We start from the raw sequence: 22,716 nt of genomic DNA, 5'->3' as shown, positions 1-22,716 counted from the left end.
CTTTCGAGTTGGAAAGGTGTAGTATGGAGGGGAGAGTAAGAGGCAAGATTTGGCTCTTTATCTAGTACGAATCAGAAGGATGAACTGCTTCGTGCTTAATGTTAAAATGAAAGCGTTCACACATAAGGGCGTTTAGGAACGGATAGGGGGATTTATTCAATGGGAGAGTCGTCGAACGGTCATGAGGCGTTACAATCATTTTACGGTCCAAACTTAGGCTATATCGTTGAATTGTACGAGCAATATTTGGAAGACCCAGAATCAGTCGATGCGGAGACGCGTCGCTATTTCGACGAGCATGGCGCACCGGAAACGGCGGTACCGGAAACGCCGGTCGCGTCGTTTGATTTAGAGAAAGTCGTGGCAGCGACACGGCTGGTCAATGACATCCGGGCACTCGGCCATAAGGCGGCTGACATTTACCCGCTCAAAGACCATCCGCGCGAGCACGGCTTGTTTGCGTTTGACCGCTACGGGTTAGAAGAAGCGGATCTCAAACAGATCCCGGCCCACTTGTTGTCAGAAGACGTGCCAAAACAAGGAGCGACCGCTCTCGAGCTCGTCCGCCACTTGCTCGACGTGTACACGGACACGGTCGCCATCGAACTTCGTCACTTAGACGATATGGAAGAGAAACGCTGGATTCGTCGCCGGATTGAACAAGGCGCGCTCAAAGCGAAACTATCCAAAAACGAGAAAATCGAATTGTTCGAGCGACTCGCGGAGACCGAGTTGTTCGAATCGTTCCTTCATAAGACGTACGTCGGTCAAAAACGGTTCTCGATCGAAGGACTTGACGCGATGGTCCCGCTCCTTGACGCGATGGTCGGAGGACTCATTTCAAGCGGTTCGGAACACATCAACATCGGTATGGCGCACCGCGGACGTTTGAACGTGCTCGCGCACGTGCTCGGGAAGCCGTACGAGATGATTTTCGCCGAGTTCCAACACGCGCCGAATAAAGAGCTGATCCCGTCGGAAGGTTCAATCGGAATCAACTTCGGTTGGTCGGGTGACGTGAAGTATCACCTCGGTCTCGACCGCAGAGTGCTCGAAGAGAAGAAAGAGGTACGATTGAACCTCGCGAACAACCCGAGTCACCTCGAGTTCGTCGGTGCCGTCGTCGAAGGGTACACACGTGCCGCACAAGACGACCGCTCGGAAAAAGGGATGGCCGTCCAACACGACGACAAAGCGGCATCGATTCTCATTCACGGGGATGCGGCCTTCCCGGGCCAAGGCATCGTCGCCGAGACGCTCAACATGACGAACTTGAACGGCTATCGCACGGCCGGCACAGTGCACGTCATCGCCAACAACACGATCGGCTTCACGACCGACCCGAGCGATTCGCGTTCGACGCGTTATGCGAGCGATATCGCCAAAGGATATGAAATCCCGGTCTTCCACGTGAACGCGGACGACCCGGAAGCGTGTATCGCCGTCGCCAAGCTATGCAGTGAATACCGTGCCAAGTTCCATAAAGACATCCTCGTCGACCTCGTCGGTTACCGCCGCTACGGTCATAACGAGATGGATGAGCCGATGAACACGAACCCGGTCCTCTATAAAGCGATCAAAGGCCACCAATCGGTCCGCCACGTCTACGCCGACGCACTCATCGCCGAGGGCGTCATGACGAAAGAGGACAAAGCGACGATTGAACAGTCGATTGAAGACCGACTCAAGTCGGCCCGTGACCTCGTCCCTTCAGAAGAAGAGGATTCGGACATCGTCATGCCGGAAGCCGTCTTCAAAGGGTTCCCGTCGGTCGAGACGGGTGTGAAACGAGACGTCTTGAAACAAATCAACGACGAGCTGCTCGAATGGCCGGAAGGGTTCGGCGTGTTCCACAAACTGCAAAAAGTGCTCGACCGTCGCCGTGAGGCGTTCGGGGAGAACGGAAAAGTCGATTGGGGCCATGCCGAGACACTCGCCTATGCGTCCATCATCTCGGACGGCACACCGGTCCGCTTGAGCGGTCAAGACTCGGAGCGTGGGACGTTCGCGCAGCGTAACATCATGTTGAACGATGCGGAGACCGGGAAGAAGTTCTCGCCACTGCATCATCTATCGACAGCGAACGCGTCGTTCTCGGTATTCAACAGCCCGCTCTCAGAAGGCTCGGTGCTCGGCTTCGAATACGGCTACAACGTCTTCGCCCAAGACACGCTCGTCTTGTGGGAAGCGCAATATGGCGACTTCGCCAACTCGGCGCAAGTCATGTTCGACCAGTTCATCTCGGCCGGACGGGCCAAATGGGGACAAAAGTCAGGGCTCGTCATGCTGTTGCCGCACGGGTACGAAGGTCAAGGGCCGGAGCACTCGAGCGCACGGATGGAGCGTTACTTGACGCTCGCCGGCGAGAAGAACTGGACGGTCGCGAACCTCTCGACCGCCGCGCAATACTTCCACATTTTACGCCGCCAAGCGTTGATGCTCGGCACCGAACAAGTTCGTCCGATGATTATCATGACGCCGAAGAGCCTGCTTCGTCATCCGCTTGCAGCCTCGTCGGTCGAAGAATTGTCAGACGGAACGTTCTGTCCGATCGTCGAACAGCCAGGGTTAGGTGAACAGACGGACAAAGTCGAACGGCTCGTCTTCTGTTCCGGGAAGATGGCGATTGACCTTCAAGAAGCGACGATGAAGTCCGAGGAGTCGCTCGATTTCCTTCATATCATCCGGGTCGAAGAGATTTACCCGTTCCCGGTCCGTGAAATCCGTGAAGTCGTCAGCCGCTATCCGAACGCGAAAGAAATCGTCTGGGTCCAGGAAGAGCCGAAGAACATGGGTGCCTGGACGTATATCGAGCCACGTCTCGAAGCGGTCACAACGAACCGGTTGAACGTCCGTTACATCGGCCGTCGCCGTCGTTCGAGTCCGGCCGAGGGGAATCCGATAGCCCATAAACAAGAACAAGCGCGCATCATCCGCGAAGCCATCTCGCGTGACGCCGTCTCGGCTGCTGCCGGCACGAGCACATACCAAAAAGATCGTAAATAAGTTAAGGGGGAACTCATTGTGATCGAAATCAAAGTACCGGAGTTAGCAGAGTCCATTACGGAAGGAACGGTCGCCTCATGGCTCAAACAGCCAGGCGACCATGTCGAAAAAGGGGAAGCCATCGTCGAGCTCGAGACAGACAAAGTCAACATCGAGGTACCGGCCGATGAATCGGGTGTGTTAGAAGAACAACTCGCCGGGGAAGGCGACACGGTCCAAGTCGGCCAAGTCATCGCCCGTCTCGGTTCGGGGTCAGGCGGCGGCACGGCTGTCGCGACGAAGACGAAGACGGAAGCACCGGCCGAAACGGCTCCAGCTCCGGCTGAGCCGAAAGTCGAAACGATCGGGGAAGCGAAAAAAGTCGAACGACGTGAAGAGCACGTCGCGAGCCCGGTCAAAGGGCCAATCGCGACGCCGGCAGCGCGTAAGCTCGCCCGTGAGAAAGGCATCGACCTCACGGCGATTCAAACGAATGATCCGATGGGTCGCATCAACGTCCATGACGTGACGAGCCACGAATCGAAACCTGCGCCTGCGCCGAAGCAAGAAGCACCGAAAGCACCAGCGGCGGCACCACAACCGGCAGCGAGTGGGAAGGAAGAAGAGCGCATCAAGATGACGCGCCGTCGCCAGACAATCGCGAACCGCCTCGTCGAAGTGCAACAGACGGCGGCAATGCTGACGACGTTCAACGAAATCGACATGTCAGCCGTCATGGCGCTCCGCAAACGCCGTCAAGAGAAGTTCGTCAAAGACAACGACGTCAAACTCGGTTTCATGTCATTCTTCACGAAAGCGGCCGTCGCGGCCCTCAAACGGATGCCGTACTTGAACGCCGAGATTCAAGGCAACGAGATCGTCTTGAAGAAGTACTATGACATCGGCATCGCCGTGTCGGCACCAGACGGCCTCGTCGTCCCGGTCGTCCGTGAAGCGGACCGTAAAAACTTCGGGGAGATTGAGAAGGATATCCTTCACCTCGCCGACAAGGCCCGTAACAATAAGCTTGGGCTTAGTGACCTCACAGGCGGCACGTTCACGATCACGAACGGTGGCGTGTTCGGCTCGCTCTTGTCGACACCAATCTTGAACGGCCCACAAGTCGCCATCCTTGGGATGCACTCGATTCAACTCCGTCCGATCGCCATCGACGCGGACACGATGGAGAACCGCCCGATGATGTACGTGGCGCTCTCGTATGACCACCGCATCGTCGATGGGCGTGAGGCCGTGACGTTCCTCAAACACATCAAAGACATGATTGAAGACCCAGAGCAGTTGTTGTTCGAAGCGTAAGGGAATAACGCCTAATGGAAGGATGCATCCAGAGCGATGCGTCCTTTTCTTATGCCATAGAAAAAGTGTGAGTCGATTTTTGTGGATTAGGATAGCGTTTTCGATATAATGGAGACGACATAAAGACATAGAGGTGAAGACAGTGAAACAAAATAAAGTATTGGTCCTCTTGACGCTCGTCGCCGTCGCATTGATTGCGGTCGTCGTCGTGCTGTTGAACCGGCCGGCTGACCAAGCCGAGACGGCCGTGAAGGGAGAGCACGTGGCGACGACCGGACAGCCAACGATTGGGGTAGCGGATGCGCCGGTATCGGTCGTCGAGTTCGGGGATTATAAGTGTCCGTCGTGTAAGCAGTGGGGCGAGACGGTCTATCCAAAGTTAAAAGAAGACTACATCGACACGGGCAAGGTGAGCTTCAGCTACATAAACGTCCTCTTCCACGGGCAAGAGTCGATTTTAGCAGCACTCGCCTCGGAATCGGTATACGTTCAGGACCCGGATGCGTTCTGGGACTTCCATAAGGCGGTATATGACGCCCAACCCGCGAGTCAGCACCATGATGAGGCGTGGGTGACGGTCGAGCGTTTGACCGAGATTGCCGAAGCGACGACGTCGGTCGACATCGAGCAGCTCAAGACGGACTTGAGTGAGAACTCGAGCGTGCTCGAAAAAGTGAGCCACGATGACGGGCTCGTCAAAGAGAACGACGTGCGCCTCACGCCGACGATTATGATTAACGGGGTCGTCCTCGATAACCCGTTCGATTATGAGGCGATCACGCGATTGATTGAGAATGACTTATGATGAGATTGTTCTTTAATCGGTATGGACTTTACGCAGCTTGGCTCGTCTCGCTGACAGCGACGCTTGGGAGCCTGTATTTCAGCGAGATTCGGGAGTTCGTCCCATGTGAACTTTGTTGGGTGCAACGCATCTTTATGTATCCGCTCACGTTCCTGCTCGGCATGGCCGTCTTCACGGACGACCGCGCCGTCAAAAAATATGTGTTGCCATTGGCGATTGTCGGCGGCTCGGTCTCGTTTTATCATTATCTGGTCCAAAAAGTACCGGGTTTTGCCGATATCAAACCGTGTGTCCAAGGGGTGCCGTGTAACGTGCAATACATCAACTGGTTCGGCTTCGTGACGATCCCGTTCCTCGCGTTGACAGCGTTCACGATCATCACGCTCCTGTTGCTTTTCGTAAAAAAACGTTAAGGAGTTGGCTAGATTGAAAAAAGGAATTCTCGTGGCATTCATGAGCCTGTTCGTCGTGCTCGCCGCCTGCAGTAACGAAATCGAAGACCCGCTCAACTGGGACATCGAATCGTTCGATTATATGAACCAAGAGGAAGAACAAGTGAGTCTTGCCGACTTGAATGGCAAAGTGTGGATGGCCGACTTCGTGTTCACGAGCTGTGAGACGGTCTGTCCGCCGATGACGTTCAATATGTCGAAGTTAAATGACGCACTCGTCGAGGAAGGGGTCGAGGACGTCCAATTCGTCTCGTTCAGCGTCGACCCGACCGTCGACACGCCGGAGAAAATCAAAGCGTTCATGGCGGACTATGACCTGGCAAACGCCGACTGGCAGTTCTTGACGGGCTATTCGCAAGAAGAGATTGAGACGTTCGCGCAAGAGAACTTCAAGGCGCTCGTCCGGAAACCGGAAGAAGGGACGCAAGTCGATCATGCGACGTGGTTCTATCTCGTCGACCAGGACGGGAAGATCGTAAAGGCGTATCCTGGATTCCAAGACGTGCCATATGAAGACATCATCAACGATATTAAAATTTTGCAGAAGTCCTGATGCATGAGCATCAGGATTTTTTTTGGATGTCCGATTGAATTGTAAGTTTAAAGCTATTATAGTAATAAAAGTAATTAATTTTTTCTTCTTATTACCAATTAAAATTTAGAATGGAGAACAAGCAATGTATATCGCCATACCCGTCTTCACGCTCATCGGTATCATCGGATGGGGAATCTACTTCCTCATCGATCTGTACAAACATCGATTCACAAACCTATGGCGTCGCGCATTCATTCATAGTTCAATCGTCTATATGATTGTAGTCGTTCACCTCACCATCGGTTATCTTCAATTTCCAGCACAAACGCTGATGATTGATCGCGTTCAACTCGTCCCGTTCCGGTTTGTCTACGATTGGTACATAGTAAGTACGCATGGGTCGTGGTTCTTTTGGAACTCGGTCAAGTTGACTACGTATAATTTCCTGTTACTGATCCCGCTTGGAATATATCTCACCTCACTTTATAAACTTCGACCTAGACGGGGACTCGTGCTTGTCATTCTGACAACGATCGTCATTGAACTGACTCAACTCGTCTTAACTGAGTTCGGCTTCCTATACCGAGGGTTCAATGTCGATGATCTACTGTTGAATTCCTTAGGTGGCTGGTTCGGACTGTGGATAGGCTCTTTGATCTTAAACTGGAGACGAGCGAATCAAGATAAACGAACGGCGGCATAAGCGAAGATTCGACAGGTTTAGGAAATGAAGAATCATGCGAATTCCCTTTCTTCGTCGTATAATGAGACAAACGAATTCATATGGAGAAGAGGATCAGTGTGAAAAAGACGCTATTGTTTTCATTGATTGGCATGGCCGCCGTGACCGGTACCGTGCTCACGCAGTATAAACCGCTCGGACGTAAGCCGAAGGCGCTCGAGTCGCCGCATCTGGTGAACGGCAAGTTCCGTAACTTGCTCGATACGCCGATGCGATTCTCATCAGATGACATGATTTCGATGACACGAGACTATGTGAACGTGAACTCGCGGCGGAAACCGAGCGAGCCGCTCCCGGTCGTGCCGATCGATTTCACGGAGAAACTCGGTTCGAGCTTCACGCGCGTCTACTGGCTCGGCCATTCGGCGCTGCTCGTTCAAATGGACGGGAAGACGATGCTCGTCGACCCGATGTTCGGCCGTAGCCCGTCGCCGCTCCCATTTGCGAAGAACGAGCGATTCAGTGAAGATTTGCCGTTCGAACTCGATGACTTACCGGACATCGATGTCGTCTTACTCACGCACGACCATTACGACCATTTGGATTACGCATCGATACAAGCGATTGAAGACCGGGTCGCGACGTTCATCGTCCCACTCGGCGTCGGCAGTCACTTGAAACGGTGGGGCATCGGGGCCGAACGCATCGTCGAACGCGACTGGGGCGATTCGTATACGTTCGGGTCATGGACGTTCGTCTGTACACCGGCCCGTCACTTCTCAGGACGCTCGCTCACGGACCGGAATGCGACGCTTTGGGCGTCATGGGTCGTGATCGGTGAGACGGACCGTCTGTTCTTCAGCGGGGACGGCGGCTATGGCCCGCACTTCAAAGAGATTGGTGACGCGTACGGCCCGTTCGATTTCGCCGCGCTCGAGTGTGGCCAATACGATGAACGCTGGCCGGACGTGCACATGCAGCCGCATGAGACGGCGCAGGCGTTTCATGACGTGCGAGCCGATAAAGTGCTCCCGATTCACTGGGGTGCGTTCACCTTATCGTTCCATGATTGGTTCGACCCAGCCGAGCAGATGGTCACGCTCTTACCGAAAGACGACGTCTTGACGCCGGTGATCGGTGAGCGCATCACGCTCGACGGACGGAACGACACGAAAACGTGGTGGCGGGAAATCGAAGACACGAACAAGCGGTGACCGACTCGGTCACCGCTTTTCTTACGAAGAGAGGCGTTTGGCCTCCTCTTTCTCGATGTGCAGTTCGTGTTTCCGTGTATAGACGAGGAACGCCCCCGTCATGAGGATCGAGCTAATCCCGAACAAGACGACCATGAGCTGTAGGCCAATCAAGTCGAGGAAGAAACCGGTGACGAGCAAGACGATTTGGAAGACGATTCGGTCGAGCATGTTCCGGAACGAGAAGAAGCGGCCGTGATAGTCTTTCGGCATCCGTGTCTGGAAAATTGTCACCGCCGTCGGGAAGAAACAGCCGACCGAGAAGCCGAACAAGACGAACGCCGCGATCGAGACGGCCGGGATGTCGGCGAAGTAGAGCATGAGTTGTGCGACCCCAATCAAGAACGAGAACGTGAACAAAATCGAGAACACCGAGAACTTTTCGCCGATTCGTTTAATGAGGAACGCCCCGGCCATGAAGGCGATCCCTTCCGCCGTGTAAATCCAGCCTTTAATCGCCGTCGAATCTTGCAGTTCACTGATGTTGATGACGAGCAAGTTGAACCCGCCGATGAAGAGGAGCGGGATGAGCGTCATGACGAGCGTCATGAAGATGACCGGGATTGACTTGATGATTGGGAAGACGTCCTTGAAGCCGCCGGACGACTTGTCGACTTTCTTCGCGGACGGGACGGCCGTCTCGTCAATCTTCAGGAACCATGTCGCCACAGCGAGGAGCAGATAGGCGACGAGCGAGAGTGCATACACGTCCCGGAGCGAGATGAGCGTGAGCAAAATCCCGGCGATGGCCGTTCCGATGACGCGCGACAGCGTCGACACGTTCATATGGATGCCGTTCAATGCGAGCAGTTCTCGTTCTTTGACGATGAGTGGGATGGCCGCCTGAAGCGCCGGGAAGTAGAACGCGGCCGACCCTTGCAGGAAGACGAGGAAGACGACCATCCAGAGGACGCTGCCCGTCTCGATGGCGACGAACATGAACAGGACGCTCAGCGCCCGGACGACGCTTGAGATGAGCATGATTTTCTTTTTCGAGCCTTGATCGGTGAGTCGACCCGCGAGCGGCCCGATGGCGACCCCGGCGAGCAATCCACCGGCTAAGATGAGCGCCTTGACGAAATCAGACGGCACTTTCTCCTGCATGAACTCCAAGTTGCCGATGATGCCGAGCCAAAGCCCGAGACCGGCGACGAACTCGCCGGTCAAGATGATCCAGACGTTGCGATTTTTCCACATATGGTTAAGTCCTCGATTCTTATTAGCTAATAATAATTATCCTTCAGAACGATTTAGAAAGCTACAAAAAAGAAGCCGAGGATTCGGCTTCTTTCGTATCAAATCTCGCAGTTATCATCCGTGCACGTCGCACCGCCCGAGAGCACTTGAAGCGTCGGTGCCGATTCGGCCCACGTCTTCTCGAGCACTTGCGTGAACGCCTCGGTCGGTTGCGCGCCAGAGACGCCGTATTTATTGTCGAAGACGAAGAACGGGACACCGGTGATGCCGAGGTCGCTCGCGCGCTTCTCTTCAGCGCGGACGTCATCCGTGTAAATGTCAGAGGCGAGCACATCTCTCACGGCATCCGCATCGAGTCCGACACTCGTCGCGATCTCGACGAGGACGTCGTGGTCGCCGATATGTTTCGCGTCGACGAAGTACGCCTTGAGGAGTGCTTCCGACAATGCCTTCTCTTTGCCGACCGTCTTCGCATAGTGCGTCAGCCGGTGCGAGTCGAGCGTGCCCGTGACGACCATGTTGTCAAAGTCGTAGTCGAGACCGACCGTGCGAGCCTGGGCGGCGACTTGTGCCGTCGTCGTTTTCGCCTGCTCGAGCGGCATGCTGTATTTCTTGGCGAGTACTTCATAAATCGAGCGTGAATCGGTCGTCGGGGCGTTCGGGTCGAGCTCAAAGCTCTTGAACTCCACCTCGACGTGGTCCGCGTGCGGGAACTGTTCGAGTGCTTCTTCTAAACGGCGCTTGCCGATATAACAGAACGGGCAGACATAATCTGACCAAACTTCAATTTTCATATTCAATCCCTCCTACAGTCAGTGTAGGATGTCTTGAATTCGAAGTAAATGAAACTGCTCAGCAAAAAAACCCTCGCAAGGAGGGCTTAGAAGACGTACCAGAACACGCAGACGAAGTGGGCGAAGCTGCCGAACAAGATGAACAAATGGAACACCTCGTGGAAGCCCCAACCGCGCCAGTTGACGAACTTTGGTTTGAATCCGTAGATGAGGCCACCGACCGTGTACATGACGCCACCGAGGACGAGCCAGAAAATGCCGGCGTTACCGATGACGCTATGGAGCGGGCCGATGAAGAACACCGATAGCCAGCCCATCCCGATATAAAGTGCCGTCGAGAGGAAGCGCGGCGCGTGGAACCAGACGAGCTTGAAGACGATGCCGAACAAGGCGAGGGCGTGTACGGTGCCAAACAATACCCAACGCGTCGGGCCTTCGAGTGCGAGCAACGTGAGTGGGGCATACGTCCCGGCAATCAACGCATAAATCATCGCATGATCGATTCTTCGGAAGAAGGCGATGACGTTCGGCGAGGCGATGATGCTGTGGTAAAGACCGGACGATAAGTATAAAAAGACGAGACTGATGCCGAATAAAATCGCCGCCATGATCGCAAGCGGCTCCCCGAGCATCGATGCTTTCACCGTCATCGCAATCAACGCGACGAATGCGAGCACGGCCCCGGCCAAATGGGTCAGTGCGTTAATCGGTTCCCGAAAAATCGAATTCATGTAAAACACTCCTTATTACATCATGTAGTATCCATAACTACATGATAAGCTGAACACATGAAAACAACAAGGTTTTTGTTTCGACAAACCGGGTTTATTCGTATACTGAAGGAGAGGTGATGTAGATGAAGCCGACCGATATCGTCCAGACGGAAGGGACGCTCCCGAAGCAGGTGCTCCCGACGATCGACTTGTATATGGACCAAGTCATCCAACTGTTCGAGCAACATTATGAGAAGATGAAGCGCGACGAGACCGAGACGATTTTAACGAAGACGATGATCAACAACTATGCCAAAGGCAAGCTGTTTCATCCCGTCAAAAATAAGAAGTACACGAACGAGCACTTGATGCTACTCAGCCTGATTTATGAGATGAAGGGCTTACTTTCAATCAACGACATCAAAGAGACGCTCCGTCCGCTAAATGAATCGGACGAAGGTTTCTCGCTCGAGGACTTCTATGATGCGTATCAAGTTCAGAAGGTGGAGAACATGCAGGCGTTCGAGACGCAGGCCGAGACGATGCTCGATAACGTCCTTTCAAAGGACAGTGACATCCAGCGCGCGCTCGCCATCGCCTCGGCCGTTCACATGAGCCACTTGTATCAAAGACTCGCCGAGCGATTGATTGACGAAGGTAAATGAAAACGTCCGCTAGAACCCAGGTCGGGAGTCTAGCGGACGTTTTCACGTCTGGCGCTCGCGTTCGACGCGTACACCTTTGTTGTAAAGCGTTACGACGAGTAGTGGCGCTACGTAACTGATGGCGACGACGAAGACCACTGGCCAAACGGTATGTTGGTCATAAAAAAGGTTCGAGAACACATAACTGAGTGCTGCGACGATGACGACGTGGACGAGCGGATGAAGCTGTCTAACCAGCGCATTGAGCACACTGCTGATGAATACGGTCAAAATCGAAAGCATGAACAAGCCGAACAGAATCAACAGCCACATGAGGTCCATACGTCACCGCCTATTAGTTGTTAATATACTTCTCGAACACGTCACCGAAATCTTTTCGGTTCCACTCATGATAGTGACCTTGGAGCCAGTCGAAGCTCTGTTCGTTCAACTGTTTGAACGTCGACGCGACGTTCATGTCGCCTTGGCGCAGCCCGCTCAAAATCGACACCGAGTGGGTGAGCGACGTGTTGGCGAACTCCATCATCTTTCGGCCTTCGCGCTGTTTCTCGGCGATGGCGAGGAGTGATTTGTACAAGTCTTTCACATGCTCAATCTGTTTCTTGTTCACGTCGATGGAGTACGGTTTGTCGCCAATCGTGAACTTGATCTCGACGTCTAAGTCGACCGTGCCGGCCGTCTCGAACATGACGTCGTGGAGCGGGAATTGGACGTACGGATAGCGATATAAGACACGCTTCGAACTCATCGCGCTCGTCCCGTCGAGGTGAATCATCGCCAGGTTCGTGAAACAGTATTCGTCTGATTTCGATTTGATTAAGAAGTAAATCTCCTCATTGTCCTCATGCAACACATAATCATCCGAGTCCGCCTTGTCGAAGTCTTGCGGATCGATCACTTCACCGATATCGCTGAAACCGGTCAAATCAGAGGCTAATTTTTTGAACATGTGGAGTCGCTCCTCAGTAATGGATTTTGTGCATCTCGTTCGGGTCGGAGCCGGTCCGTTCGTTCCGGTTCAGCCCGTCGATGGCGGCCATCTCTTCTTTCGTCAACGTGAAGTCAAACACCTGGATGTTCTCTTGAATCCGGCTCGGTGTGACCGATTTCGGGATGACGGCGACGCCGTTTTGCAAGTGCCAGCGCAAGATGACTTGGGCCGGTGACTTGCCGTGTCTCGCCGCGATGTCCGTAATGACCGGGTCTGTGAGCGCCTCGCGGCCTTTCATGAGCGGGCTCCACGCTTGAATTTGAATGTCATAGCGTTGACAGAATGCAATCAATTCTTTTTGGGACAAGTATGGGTGAATCTCGACTTGGTTCACGGCCGGGACGATGGAGCACGACTGGATGATTTGCTCGAGGTGGCTGACCTCGAAGTTCGAGACGCCGATGGCCCGGACCTTGCCTTCCTCATACAGTTGCTCGAGCGCCTTATACGTCTCGACGAACTTGCCGAAGCGTGGCATCGGCCAATGAATCAGGAACAAGTCGACATAGTCGAGCCCGAGCCGGTCGAGGCTGTCCTCGAACGCTTGGAGCGCCTCGTCGAAGCCGTGGAACTCGTTCCACAGTTTTGTCGTCACGAATATCTCTTCGCGCGGGACGTTCGATTCCCGAATCGCGCGTCCGACGCTTTCTTCGTTCTGATAGATGGCGGCCGTGTCGATCAATCGGTAACCGGCGTCAAGCGCCGCTTTCACCGTATCGAACGTCACCGAGCCGTCTTCGACTTTGTACACGCCGAGCCCGAGCATCGGCATGTTGACATCATTGTTGAGCGTTGTCCATTCCATTTTGATTCCCTCCCTATCACCTCTAACGTTACCGAAATTTGTTCGAAAGTGGAAGTGAAAGCTACAGCGTAATGCTTTCGCCGTGCGCTTTAATCACGATTTGGTCACGTTCGAGTTTCGCGGCGGCGACGAGTCGCGCGTAAGGCTCTTCGACCGGCTCGTACGACAAGACGAACGTGTCCCAATGCATCGGGAAGAATCGTTTCGCGCCACTCTGTTTGAACATCGTCCACGCCTGTTCCGGCGTGCAGTGCGCTTCTTGGAACGAGTCCGGCTGATAGGCGCCGATCGGGAAGAAGGCGAGGTCGATCGGCTCTTTGCTGGCGAGTCCGTTGAACGACTCGGTGTAAGCCGTATCGCCGGCGAACAGCATGCGGACGCCTTTATATTTCAGGACGTAACCGTTATAGCCCATATGTTTGTCCCACGGGAAACGGTTGCCCCAGTGGGCGACCGGAATCGCTTGGACGTGAAGCCCGTTCGCGAGCGTCAACTTATCGTGCGGATGCATCTCGAGCGTCTGTAGGCTCGGGTACTTGCGGAGCAGCTTGCTCGTCCCCGGTGCCGAGACGACGACCGTGTCGCGCGTGATGAGCCGCTTCAAACTTTTATGGTCGAAATGGTCCATGTGGGCGTGGCTGAGCAGGATGACGTCGACAGGACCGACCTCATCGATTGAAAGGGCGGGCGCGGTATGTCGCTTCATCCCGATCGTGACGGGGCCAAGATGGACGCCAATTCGCTTCGAGAACACCGGGTCGGTCAAAATCTTCAACCCATACCAATGGATGAGGACGGTCGAATGGCCGACCCACGTGGCGCTCACCGTCGTCTCGTCGAACGTGGCGAGATCCGGCTTAGCCGTTGGGACTTTGTAGGTCGGTCGAGGCAGTCGTCGCTTTAATCGTGTATAGAAGAACGTGCCGACGCTCGCGAGGACGGCGCTCGGGACGAGTAGGTTTCGTAGTCTCATATCAGTCACCTCATCAATCTAAGATGACTTCATCATACCGCTCAGCTGACGTACCCGCATCAGCCCAAAGCCGTAGAAACGATGGGAGATTGTGGACGGGGTTGCGAATCCGCTTCCAATTTGATACGGTGGATATAACTTAGGAAAGGAAGGTACCAGGTGCCATGAAAAAGTCACACGCCCCAAACTGATGAAACGAATCAGCACTGTTCGCACGAACAGTCACGGGTGAAGTGTGTCCAATTTCAGGCGAAGGGAACCCTTTTTTCCGCTTGACCGGAGATCTTCACACCACCGCTTATTGCGGATGGTGTTTTTTGTTTCATCGCGTAACGGAACAATTCGCGAGGTGAGACTTATGTTATCCATCAAACAAGTCCGGTTCGATTACGACCGGCAACCATTATTTCAAGACGTCTCGTTCGATGTGGCAACGGGGGAGCACGCCGTCTTGTTCGGACAGAACGGGTCGGGGAAGACGACGTTATTCAACTTGATTGTCGGGACGCTGACGCCCGAAGCAGGCATAATTGAGCGTCATGGTAAGGTCGGAATCGTCGAACAGGCACTTGAAACCTCAGACGAGACGCTCCTCTCGTACGTCATGAGTGGAGATCAACGGCGTTTACAATTATATGAGGACGTCACCTCTGGTGAGACGGACCGCGTCATGCGAGCGTATGACGCGGCGATAGAGCGAGGGGCGTATGAGCTCGAGGCAGAAGCGAAACGCGCATTGAAACGGCTCGGCCTCTCCCATGGAGCGAGGCGACTGTCCGAGTTGAGCGGCGGTGAACAGACGCGGGCCCAACTGGCACGGTTGACGTTACAACAAGTCGACATCGTCTTGCTCGATGAACCGACGAACCATCTCGATGTCGCGTCCATCGAATGGTTGACCGATTGGGTCCGACGATTTCCCGGGACGGTGCTCGCCATCTCGCATGACCGGCAGTTCATCGACGACGTGGCCGACGTTATCCTCGAGCTCGAGGATGGACGGGTCACGCGTTACCTGGGAAATTATACGGCGTATACGACGCAGAAATGGGACGAAGCACGACGCGACGAACGGGCCCACGCCCGCTATTTGGCTCGGAAGTCGGAGCTCCTTGACATGATTCATCAATACAAAGGCTGGCATCAAAAAGCGAAGGCGACGGCGAGCGTCCGAAGTCCAGGTGCCCAAAAAGGCGCGGCCAACCTTGCGATCAAGATGAAGGCGCGCGAACGAAAGCTCGAACAGCTCGAGGCATCGCGTCCGAACCGGCCGAAAGAAACGGCGCACGTCCACGTTCGCTTCCATGCCGAGCCGCTCGAAGCGAAGACATGGGTGACGTGTGAATCGGTCTCGTTCGGTTATGAGGATCCGTTGTTTACGGACGTTTCGTTTTCGATTGAGCGAAACGACCGCATCTCGATTGTCGGAGCGAACGGTTCGGGCAAGACGACGCTGTTAAAGCTCATCCTTGGCGAGCTCGAACCGGCGTCTGGAATGGTCAAACGACATCCGCGCCTGAAGATTGGCTATTTCTCGCAGACGCTTGAACGGCTCCCACAGGACGGGACGCTCCTCGAGGCGCTCCTCGCGGAGAGCGACTTGTCGGAGACCGAGGCGCGGACGTTGCTCGCGCACTTCTTGTTCCGACGCGACGAGGTGTATAAGCCGATGCGCGACGCAAGCATGGGGGAGAAATGCCGGATCGCCTTTCTTATCCTTTACTTCTCGGACGCGAACCTGCTCGCCCTCGATGAACCGACGAACTATTTAGATATCGCCACGCGGGAACAGATCGAGGCCGCACTCGAGCTGTATCCGGGCGGGCTCATCTTGATTTCACACGACCGGACGTTCCATCGGTTGACGAACCGGGTCATCGAGCTCGGGACTGGCGTATTGATTCGGGACCGCGACCCGCGCCCGGCAGCGGACGTCGAGGCGACGCTTCGGACGATGAAAACGCTTCGGGATACCGAACATTTTTTTGTCGACGAGGCAGGAAACCTTTTACCGTTTGACGAATCCGAACAAAGGAAACGAAACGAGTAGGAGTGGAGTAGATGGTGAAGGAAGAAGTTCGGACGTCGCGGGCCGCGTCCCGGAAACGGAAGCGGTTATTGCGGACGCTGATGGCGCTTGTGTTGATTGCATCGCTCGTCGGCGTCATCGCCTTGGCGGCATTGATGGATTCAAAAGATACGAAGACTGCGTTACCGGAAACCGACGAGATCGCGACGGAGATGGTCGGTTCGGACTCGGAAGAGGAGCCGCTCGTCGAGGAAGCGAAGGATGTCGTCTACATCGGGGCGCCGTACACGAAAGTGTATGCCGACGACCGGGTGACCGTTGTCTATGAGGCCGACCTTGGGGACCGTTATGAGCGGCTCGAGACGGTGAGCGGTTTCGTCAAACTACAACTGAACGAGCGGTTGACGGGCTGGGTGACCGAGGAACGAGTGACGACGGAGACGTCGGCGGCGACGGACGAGGAGATTACCTCGGCGTGGCAAGCCGTCTTACCGGCCGTATCAGACGATGCCTTACAACTCCTCGGGATGGACCGGGAGTCTGTCCGGACGGAGCTCGGGGCCCCGAAGGCCGTCCAGCGCGACCAAGTCAACGAGTATCACTTCTATGACGGATTCTTCCTCATGATGCGGGACGGGAAAGTGAAAGCGATCGACTGGGACAAGCAACCGGTCGCATCGCCCGAGTTGACAGCGTCGAGTGACCAAGCTTCCGGAAGCTGGTACGAAGGGGAGACGATGCAGTTGAAACTGTTCCCGTACAGCGGGATCATGCGCGTCCGACTCGAACAGAAATAAGCGAGAGAGTGGAAAGGGATGCCTTTCCGCTCTCTTTTTGGTCATACATTCAAATGAGCGTTTGATTGTATGGGGCAGGTGGAATATAATCAAGGAAGAGGAGGGGATATTATGGCTGGGCATGACCATCACGGGCACGATCATCATCACCATCATACGACGAATCAACGGGCGCTGTTTCTTGCGTTTCTGTTGATTGCGACGTTCATGGTCGTCGAGGTCGTCGGTGGGCTGTGGACGAACAGTCTCGCCTTGCTGTCGGACGCCGGGCATATGCTCGGTGACGCCGCGGCGCTCGGACTCAGTTTCCTCGCCGTCCGTTTCGGAGCGAGACGGGCGACGCCGGACCGGACGTTCGGCTATCGGCGTTTCGAGATTTTAGCGGCGTTCGTGAACGGCTTGACGTTACTCGTCATCTCCATCTACATCATGATCGAGGCATACAAGCGCCTCTTCTCCCCACCGGAAATCATGAGCGGCGGCATGCTCGTTATCGCCATCGTCGGCTTGGTCGTGAACGTCCTTGCCGCGTGGATTTTGATGCGGGGGGAGCGAGACAACTTGAACGTGCGGAGTGCGCTGCTACACGTGTTCGGGGACCTGCTCGGTTCGGTCGGAGCCATCACGGCGGCACTGCTCATCCTCTTATTCGGTTGGACGCTCGCCGACTCCATCGCGAGCCTGTTTGTCGCCGTGCTCATCTTGATTAGCGGCTATCGCGTCACGCGGGACGCTGTCCACATCTTGATGGAAGGGGCGCCGCATGAAGTCGATGTCGTCGCGATGCAAAACGAGTTGTTGCGCGTCGATGGTGTGAACGAGATTCACGACTTGCACGTCTGGTCGATCACGTCGAACGAATACGCAGTGACGTGCCATGTCTTGATTGATGAGACGACGGACGATCAGGCCGTGCTCCATGACGTGACGAATCGAATCAACCGGTTCGGTGCATTCGAACGCTCGACCGTCCAAATCGAGCGGGCACCCGCCTGCTGTAAGGAACGAACCATATGGTAAAAAAGCGGTCCCCAGTAAAATCGGGGACCGCTTTCGTCATGGCTTCAAGACGACTTTGACGCAGTCGTCGAGGTGGTCGTTGAAGATTTTATACGCATCGGCGGCCTGGTCGAGCGGCATCCGGTGCGTGATGATATCGGTCGGGTCGAACTTGTTGTCGACAATCATCTGGAACAGCTCCGGCATGTAGTGGATGACCGGCGCTTGTCCCGTCTTGATGCTGACGTTGCGTGTGAAAAAGTCGCCGAGCGGGAATTGATTATAGTTCATTGCGTAAATTCCCGTCAGTTGGACTGTCCCGAATTTCCGGACCGCTTCTTTCGCGACTTTGATGGCGCTGAGCGTTCCGCCCTGGACCATCAGTTTCTGTTCGACTTTCTCGATTGGTGACATTTTGCCGTCGAATCCGACGCAGTCGATGACGACGTCGGCGCCGCCGTTTGTGATCTCGTAAATGTATTTACCTGTATCGATTGGGTCTTTCATGAGCACCGTCTCGACGTTGTTCGATAGTTTCGCCCGGTTTAACCGATAGAGCTCGGGGTCGACGGCGATGACGCGCTTCGCACCGCGGACCCAGGCGAGTTTTTGTGTCATGAGGCCGACCGGTCCGGAACCGAGGACGACGACGGTGTCGCCTGCTTTCATGCCGGCGCTCTCGAGGCTCCACCAGGCGGTCGGGATGACGTCTGATAGGAAGAGGAGCGCCTCATCCTCGAGCTCACATGATTCTGGAATGACGAGCGGCATGAAGTTGCCGTACGGGACTTTCAAATACTCGGCCTGACCACCGGGATGGTTCCCGAACTGTTCGGTGAAGCCGAAGTAACCGCCCGCATCCGTGTGCGGCGCATGGTTCGAGTTGTCGCATTGGCTCTCCATCTCGTGCTCACAATAATAACAGTGTCCGCATGAGACGTTAAACGGCAAGACGACCCGGTCGCCTTTTTTCACTTTCGTCACGTCCGGCCCGACTTCTTCGACGATGCCCATCGGCTCGTGCCCGATGACGTAGCCGTGGCGGGTCGGCATGTTGCCTAAGTAGATGTGTAAGTCCGAGCCGCAAATCGCCGTCGAGGTGATTTTGACGATGATCTCTTCCCGGTTCTCGATCTCCGGGTCTTTCACGTCTTTCACTTCGATGTTCTTTGCACCTTGATACGTCACTGCGCGCATGCGTTCATTCCTCCTTTTTTCAAAAACAGGTAAGTCACAACAACTGTACTCTACCCGTTTCGATCCGGGGCGAACCTGAAAATTGGAGGAATTAGGAAAAGGGACTCACTCGGGAGTCCCGGTCCCGGCCACGTCGATGACGACGATTTCCGGGGGGTTAAAGACGCGCGGCACACTGATGCTGTAGTTGAATCCACGCCCGATGACGTGATCGAACGTCTCGTGTTCATACAGGCCGCCGGCATATTTCGGGAAGAACCCTTGATCGGGCGCGTACAGCCCGTTCATGAGGTAAGGGATACGGATTTGTCCGCCGTGGGCGTGACCCGACAAGACGAGGTCGAACGGGAGGGCGGCATACGTCTCGACCCGCTCGGCCCGGTGCGACAACAAGATGCTGAACGTCTCGTCCGTTTCCGTATCCTCGAGCGCGACGAGGGCGTCTTCTTCCCATATCCCGTGTAAGTTTTCCACGTACGTCCGGAGCGGGTCTTCGAGTCCGCCGATGACGAGGTCGATCCCGTTGATTGTCAGCGCTTCGGCCTCATTCTCGAGGACGATCACCCCGTGCGAGCGGAACACGTCTTTCACGTCGTGCCGGACATAATCGTCCGAGTCGTCAATCTCGTGGTTGCCGGTCACGAAGTACATCGGGGCAACCCCTTCGAGCCCTTTGATTAAGTCGAAGGCGGCGTTCGGTGAACGGTACCGGTCGAGCATGTCACCTGGCAAGGCGATGAGGTCAGGTTCCTGCTCTTTCACCTTTTCAACCAAGGCGCTCTGTTCCTTCCCGTACGAGTAGCCGTGCAAGTCGGACAAGAGGACGATACGGAGAGATTGGCCCGCCTCAAGTTTATCGGTCGACACGTCGTACGTTCGGACGACGAGCCCGTTATAGAGGGCGACGAGTAAAAACGTGACGATGGCGCCGAACGTGAGATAAGTCCGTCTCTTCTTGAACATGCCGTCCCTCCTTGTGTCTTCGGTTCTTTCATTCTACTCGGACTGGCGTAAGGAAGCAAAGAATGACGAGGCAAAGAGTGATCATCGTTTCGTTACAAAAAAATCCCGCTCGGTGAGGAGCGGGAGAGGAATTATGCTGCTTTTGCTGTCAATTTGACGTCGACATTGCCGCGTGTCGCTTTCGAATACGGACACACTTGGTGTGCCGCTTCGACGAGGCGCTCGGCTGTCTCTTGGTCGACGCCTTTGATTTCGACTTCGAGTTCAACGGAAATGAAGAAGCCGCCTTCGTCATCCTGGTTGAGCGTGACGTGACCCGTGACGCTTGAACCTTCCGTCTTGACGCGCTCTTTGCTGATGACGAGGTTCAATGCGCTACCGAAGCAAGCCGCATAGCCGGCTGCGAACAACTGTTCAGGGTTCGTCGCTTCGTCCGCATGTTTTGAGCCAGGCATCGAGACGTTTAAGTCGATGATACCGTCCGTTGATGTGACGCGTCCTTCGCGGCCACCGATTGCTGTTGCAGAAGCTGTGAATAATGGTTTCATGATTCAATTCCTCCGTTTCATTTTCAACAATTGTATTGTGCACAATTTAATTATAAGGCAGTCAAATGAATGTGCAAATGATATGCTTGTCCTAAGACTACAGCCGGAGGACAACCAATGAAAAGTTCGCTAACATTAGAACATCAAATCTGTTTTCAGCTCTATACCGCCTCAAAAGAGCTGACACGTTTATATCGCCCGATTTTAGCACCGTTAAACCTGACGTACAGCCAGTACTTGGTCATGCTCGTCTTGTGGGAAGAGGAAGGAATCGATTTGAAACAAGTCGGAGAACGGCTGACGCTCGACTCGGGTACGCTATCGCCACTCGTCAAACGCTTGATGCAAATCGGCTATGTTGAAAAAGTACGGGCACAAGATGACGAGCGCCGCATTGTACTGACGCTCACCGATTCAGGTCGCGCACTGCGTGAGCAGGCGGAGGACGTTCCGCGTCAAGTGAGTGGTATGCTGAAAATAGATGAAGCGACATATGTCGCCTATATGGAGATGCTCATCGACATCAAAGCGCGTTTAAAGGCGTTCGGTGAGCAACAAGGGTAAGCGTTTTGCGAAAGGAGTCGACATGATTCGCAAATTAATCATCATTTTGATGGCGATTGGTGGCTATGCCGCTTGGAAATATGAAGTGCCGAACGTTTCGGCGCCGACGAGTGTTCAAGTAAAATCGGACGTGGCGGAGGAAGTGGAAGGGACCGATGAGGAGACAACTGAAGTCACCGATGCCCCGCGCTTTGCTAGCCAATATGCCGGGAATGATTGGTACTTGCTCGAACGAAACGGCGATCGGACGCTCGAATTGATCGATGCGGACGGCGCGAAGAAAGGGTTCTATCAATTCGAGACGGGGAGCACGTATGAAGGTCTGATTGTGGATGAGACGACGCGGCAAGACGTCGAGCAAATCGGTTTCGACGCCGTCCGTTCGTACGATAAAGGGATGCGCCGCTACTTGATTCCCGACGACCCGTCGTTTTCGGTGTATGCGATTAACGGCAATTACGTCACGTTCTTCTTCGATCAACACGACGATGACAAGCTGAAAGCCGTGCTTTCCGTCGACCGTCGCGTCGAAGAGGCGAGTGACGGGTATTACGGCGACATCTCAGCCGAAAGTACGGTCGGGAACGAGACGCTCATGCGGTTACTCATGAATTGGGACCGCCAAAAGTTTAACCTGTCAGCGCTCGCCGACTATGAGCCGCTCCTTCCCGTCGTTCGGGCACATAGCGAGAATATGGCGGAGAACAATTTCTTCAGCCATACGGACCCAGAAGGACGGGACCCGTTCGAGCGGATGAACGAGTACGGGCTCACATATTCGGTCGCCGGAGAGAACTTGGCGATGGGCCAGATGAGTGTCTTTCACGCCCACTGGGGGCTCATGAACTCGCTCGGTCACCGCGAGAACATCTTGAAGCCTGAGTTCACACATGCGTCGGTCGGACTTGTGCATAACGACGACAATAGCCCGTTCTATACAATTAATTTCATCACGCCACGCTAAAAACAGGAAGGTCACCGTTCATTCGGCACACCTTCCTGTTTTTCTGGTTGAAGCGGTTTTAAAAACTTGTCCGTCAAGCCGAACGACATCATAATCCCGAATGAGACGAGAAACGTGAACGGCCAACGTGGCTCAACATAGACGGCCGTCAAGTAGGCGGACGTGGCGACGAGCGCGCCGAAGAACTGCAACGCGATGAAACGACGGACGTAGGTAGGTGAACTATGCTTTCGATAAACGATACTTGACACGACAAGGTCGATGAATAAAATCAATAGCACACCGAGATACAAGGTAAGCAGCGGGTTTGCCGTCCACGCCTCAGGCAACCAGCTCGGATTCGTCTCGGCATAGCCCACCGTCTGGTCCGCCCCTTGAAAGGTGAGTTCGTGGCCGAGAAACAAGACAGTAAGAAACGCAGTCGTGCGCACGACGTTCCGTTGCCGTGTATATGTATGAAACATGAATCCCATCCTCCTTTATGTATC

General features: G+C 54.6%; 24 protein-coding genes. 13 read left to right on the top strand and 11 right to left on the bottom strand.

The features are described 5' to 3' along the window. Positions 1–159: 159 nt before the first annotated feature. The 7 genes from RT52_RS07740 to RT52_RS07710 all read left to right on the top strand — a co-directional run bounded on the left by RT52_RS07740 (position 160) and on the right by RT52_RS07710 (position 7,990). A complete protein-coding gene (locus RT52_RS07740) occupies positions 160–3,006 on the top strand; it encodes a 2-oxoglutarate dehydrogenase E1 component (protein ID WP_034816489.1) in 2,847 nt (948 codons plus the stop codon). Between the two features lie 18 nt (positions 3,007–3,024). Next, positions 3,025–4,302 carry a 2-oxoglutarate dehydrogenase complex dihydrolipoyllysine-residue succinyltransferase gene (gene odhB / locus RT52_RS07735; protein WP_034816487.1) on the top strand — a complete coding sequence of 426 codons (1,278 nt, stop codon included), beginning with the start codon at positions 3,025–3,027 and terminating at the stop codon, positions 4,300–4,302. A gap of 142 nt (positions 4,303–4,444) precedes the next feature. Then, the gene (locus tag RT52_RS07730; protein WP_034816484.1) at positions 4,445–5,107 is read left to right on the top strand and encodes a DsbA family protein; all 663 of its coding nucleotides are present in this window, start codon (positions 4,445–4,447) and stop codon (positions 5,105–5,107) included. Next, positions 5,104–5,520 carry a disulfide oxidoreductase gene (locus tag RT52_RS07725; protein ID WP_034816481.1) on the top strand — a complete coding sequence of 139 codons (417 nt, stop codon included), beginning with the start codon at positions 5,104–5,106 and terminating at the stop codon, positions 5,518–5,520. Before RT52_RS07730 ends, RT52_RS07725 begins: the two co-directional genes overlap by 4 nt. A 40-nt stretch (positions 5,521–5,560) precedes the next feature. Continuing rightward, positions 5,561–6,112 (top strand): SCO family protein, encoded by a 552-nt coding sequence (locus tag RT52_RS07720; protein ID WP_156028799.1) that lies wholly within the window; start codon positions 5,561–5,563, stop codon positions 6,110–6,112. Between the two features lie 124 nt (positions 6,113–6,236). Then, positions 6,237–6,797: a VanZ family protein gene (locus tag RT52_RS07715; RefSeq protein WP_034816475.1), complete on the top strand. Its 561-nt coding sequence runs from the start codon at positions 6,237–6,239 to the stop codon at positions 6,795–6,797. Positions 6,798–6,895: 98 nt separating this feature from the next. Further along, on the top strand, positions 6,896–7,990 hold the full coding sequence (locus RT52_RS07710; RefSeq protein WP_245175495.1) for an MBL fold metallo-hydrolase: 1,095 nt from the start codon (positions 6,896–6,898) through the stop codon (positions 7,988–7,990). Positions 7,991–8,011: 21 nt separating this feature from the next. On the opposite strand, the gene RT52_RS07705 is transcribed toward RT52_RS07710, so the two are convergent. The 3 genes from RT52_RS07705 to trhA form a co-directional block, all read right to left on the bottom strand. Then, positions 8,012–9,226: an MFS transporter gene (locus tag RT52_RS07705; RefSeq protein WP_034816473.1), complete on the bottom strand. Its 1,215-nt coding sequence runs from the start codon at positions 9,224–9,226 to the stop codon at positions 8,012–8,014. 98 nt (positions 9,227–9,324) lie between these two features. After that, on the bottom strand, positions 9,325–10,020 hold the full coding sequence (locus tag RT52_RS07700) for a DsbA family oxidoreductase (RefSeq protein ID WP_034816471.1): 696 nt from the start codon (positions 10,018–10,020) through the stop codon (positions 9,325–9,327). Between the two features lie 86 nt (positions 10,021–10,106). Beyond that, positions 10,107–10,751 (bottom strand): PAQR family membrane homeostasis protein TrhA, encoded by a 645-nt coding sequence (gene trhA, locus RT52_RS07695; protein ID WP_034804348.1) that lies wholly within the window; start codon positions 10,749–10,751, stop codon positions 10,107–10,109. A 125-nt stretch (positions 10,752–10,876) separates the two neighbouring features. On the opposite strand from trhA, the gene RT52_RS07690 reads away from it, so the two are divergent. Continuing rightward, entirely contained in the window at positions 10,877–11,398 is a 522-nt protein-coding gene (locus RT52_RS07690; protein ID WP_034816469.1) for a DUF1836 domain-containing protein, read from the top strand. Positions 11,399–11,440: 42 nt separating this feature from the next. On the opposite strand, the gene RT52_RS07685 is transcribed toward RT52_RS07690, so the two are convergent. From RT52_RS07685 to RT52_RS07670, 4 genes are all read right to left on the bottom strand, one after another. Further along, on the bottom strand, positions 11,441–11,719 hold the full coding sequence (locus RT52_RS07685; protein ID WP_034816467.1) for a hypothetical protein: 279 nt from the start codon (positions 11,717–11,719) through the stop codon (positions 11,441–11,443). A 13-nt stretch (positions 11,720–11,732) separates the two neighbouring features. Next, the gene (locus RT52_RS07680) at positions 11,733–12,347 is read right to left on the bottom strand and encodes a PH domain-containing protein (RefSeq protein ID WP_034816465.1); all 615 of its coding nucleotides are present in this window, start codon (positions 12,345–12,347) and stop codon (positions 11,733–11,735) included. A gap of 13 nt (positions 12,348–12,360) precedes the next feature. Next, positions 12,361–13,194, bottom strand: coding sequence for an aldo/keto reductase (locus RT52_RS07675; protein ID WP_034816463.1), 834 nt, complete (start codon positions 13,192–13,194; stop codon positions 12,361–12,363). Positions 13,195–13,255: 61 nt separating this feature from the next. Further along, on the bottom strand, positions 13,256–14,167 hold the full coding sequence (locus tag RT52_RS07670; RefSeq protein WP_034816461.1) for an MBL fold metallo-hydrolase: 912 nt from the start codon (positions 14,165–14,167) through the stop codon (positions 13,256–13,258). Between the two features lie 358 nt (positions 14,168–14,525). Here RT52_RS07670 and abc-f point away from each other — a divergent pair, with 358 nt between their 5' ends. The 3 genes from abc-f (at position 14,526) to RT52_RS07655 (ending at position 18,013) form a co-directional block, all read left to right on the top strand. Further along, positions 14,526–16,217 (top strand): ribosomal protection-like ABC-F family protein, encoded by a 1,692-nt coding sequence (gene abc-f, locus RT52_RS07665; protein ID WP_034816459.1) that lies wholly within the window; start codon positions 14,526–14,528, stop codon positions 16,215–16,217. 11 nt (positions 16,218–16,228) lie between these two features. Continuing rightward, positions 16,229–16,993 (top strand): hypothetical protein, encoded by a 765-nt coding sequence (locus tag RT52_RS07660; protein WP_245175494.1) that lies wholly within the window; start codon positions 16,229–16,231, stop codon positions 16,991–16,993. A 111-nt stretch (positions 16,994–17,104) separates the two neighbouring features. Continuing rightward, positions 17,105–18,013: a cation diffusion facilitator family transporter gene (locus RT52_RS07655; protein ID WP_034816456.1), complete on the top strand. Its 909-nt coding sequence runs from the start codon at positions 17,105–17,107 to the stop codon at positions 18,011–18,013. A 36-nt stretch (positions 18,014–18,049) separates the two neighbouring features. Here the strand turns inward: RT52_RS07655 and RT52_RS07650 are convergent, their stop codons facing one another. From RT52_RS07650 to RT52_RS07640, 3 genes are all read right to left on the bottom strand, one after another. Continuing rightward, positions 18,050–19,189, bottom strand: coding sequence for a zinc-dependent alcohol dehydrogenase (locus RT52_RS07650; RefSeq protein WP_034816454.1), 1,140 nt, complete (start codon positions 19,187–19,189; stop codon positions 18,050–18,052). A gap of 105 nt (positions 19,190–19,294) precedes the next feature. Then, a complete protein-coding gene (locus tag RT52_RS07645; RefSeq protein WP_034816451.1) occupies positions 19,295–20,152 on the bottom strand; it encodes a metallophosphoesterase in 858 nt (285 codons plus the stop codon). Positions 20,153–20,283: 131 nt separating this feature from the next. After that, on the bottom strand, positions 20,284–20,700 hold the full coding sequence (locus RT52_RS07640) for an organic hydroperoxide resistance protein (RefSeq protein WP_034816448.1): 417 nt from the start codon (positions 20,698–20,700) through the stop codon (positions 20,284–20,286). A gap of 117 nt (positions 20,701–20,817) precedes the next feature. Here RT52_RS07640 and RT52_RS07635 point away from each other — a divergent pair, with 117 nt between their 5' ends. Both RT52_RS07635 and RT52_RS07630 read left to right on the top strand, forming a co-directional pair. Then, complete coding sequence (locus RT52_RS07635) at positions 20,818–21,264, top strand: MarR family winged helix-turn-helix transcriptional regulator (RefSeq protein ID WP_034816446.1); 447 nt, start codon at positions 20,818–20,820, stop codon at positions 21,262–21,264. A gap of 22 nt (positions 21,265–21,286) precedes the next feature. After that, positions 21,287–22,228, top strand: a complete 942-nt coding sequence (locus tag RT52_RS07630) for a CAP domain-containing protein (RefSeq protein WP_034816445.1) — start codon at positions 21,287–21,289, stop codon at positions 22,226–22,228. Between the two features lie 11 nt (positions 22,229–22,239). On the opposite strand, the gene RT52_RS07625 is transcribed toward RT52_RS07630, so the two are convergent. After that, entirely contained in the window at positions 22,240–22,692 is a 453-nt protein-coding gene (locus RT52_RS07625; protein WP_034816443.1) for a hypothetical protein, read from the bottom strand. Positions 22,693–22,716 lie beyond the last annotated feature (24 nt).

The sequence above is a fragment of the Exiguobacterium alkaliphilum 12/1 genome (genome assembly GCF_000714435.1).
In the GTDB taxonomy this organism is placed as follows: Bacteria; Bacillota; Bacilli; order Exiguobacteriales; family Exiguobacteriaceae; genus Exiguobacterium; species Exiguobacterium alkaliphilum.
This window is presented reverse-complemented; position numbering and strand designations above follow the sequence as displayed.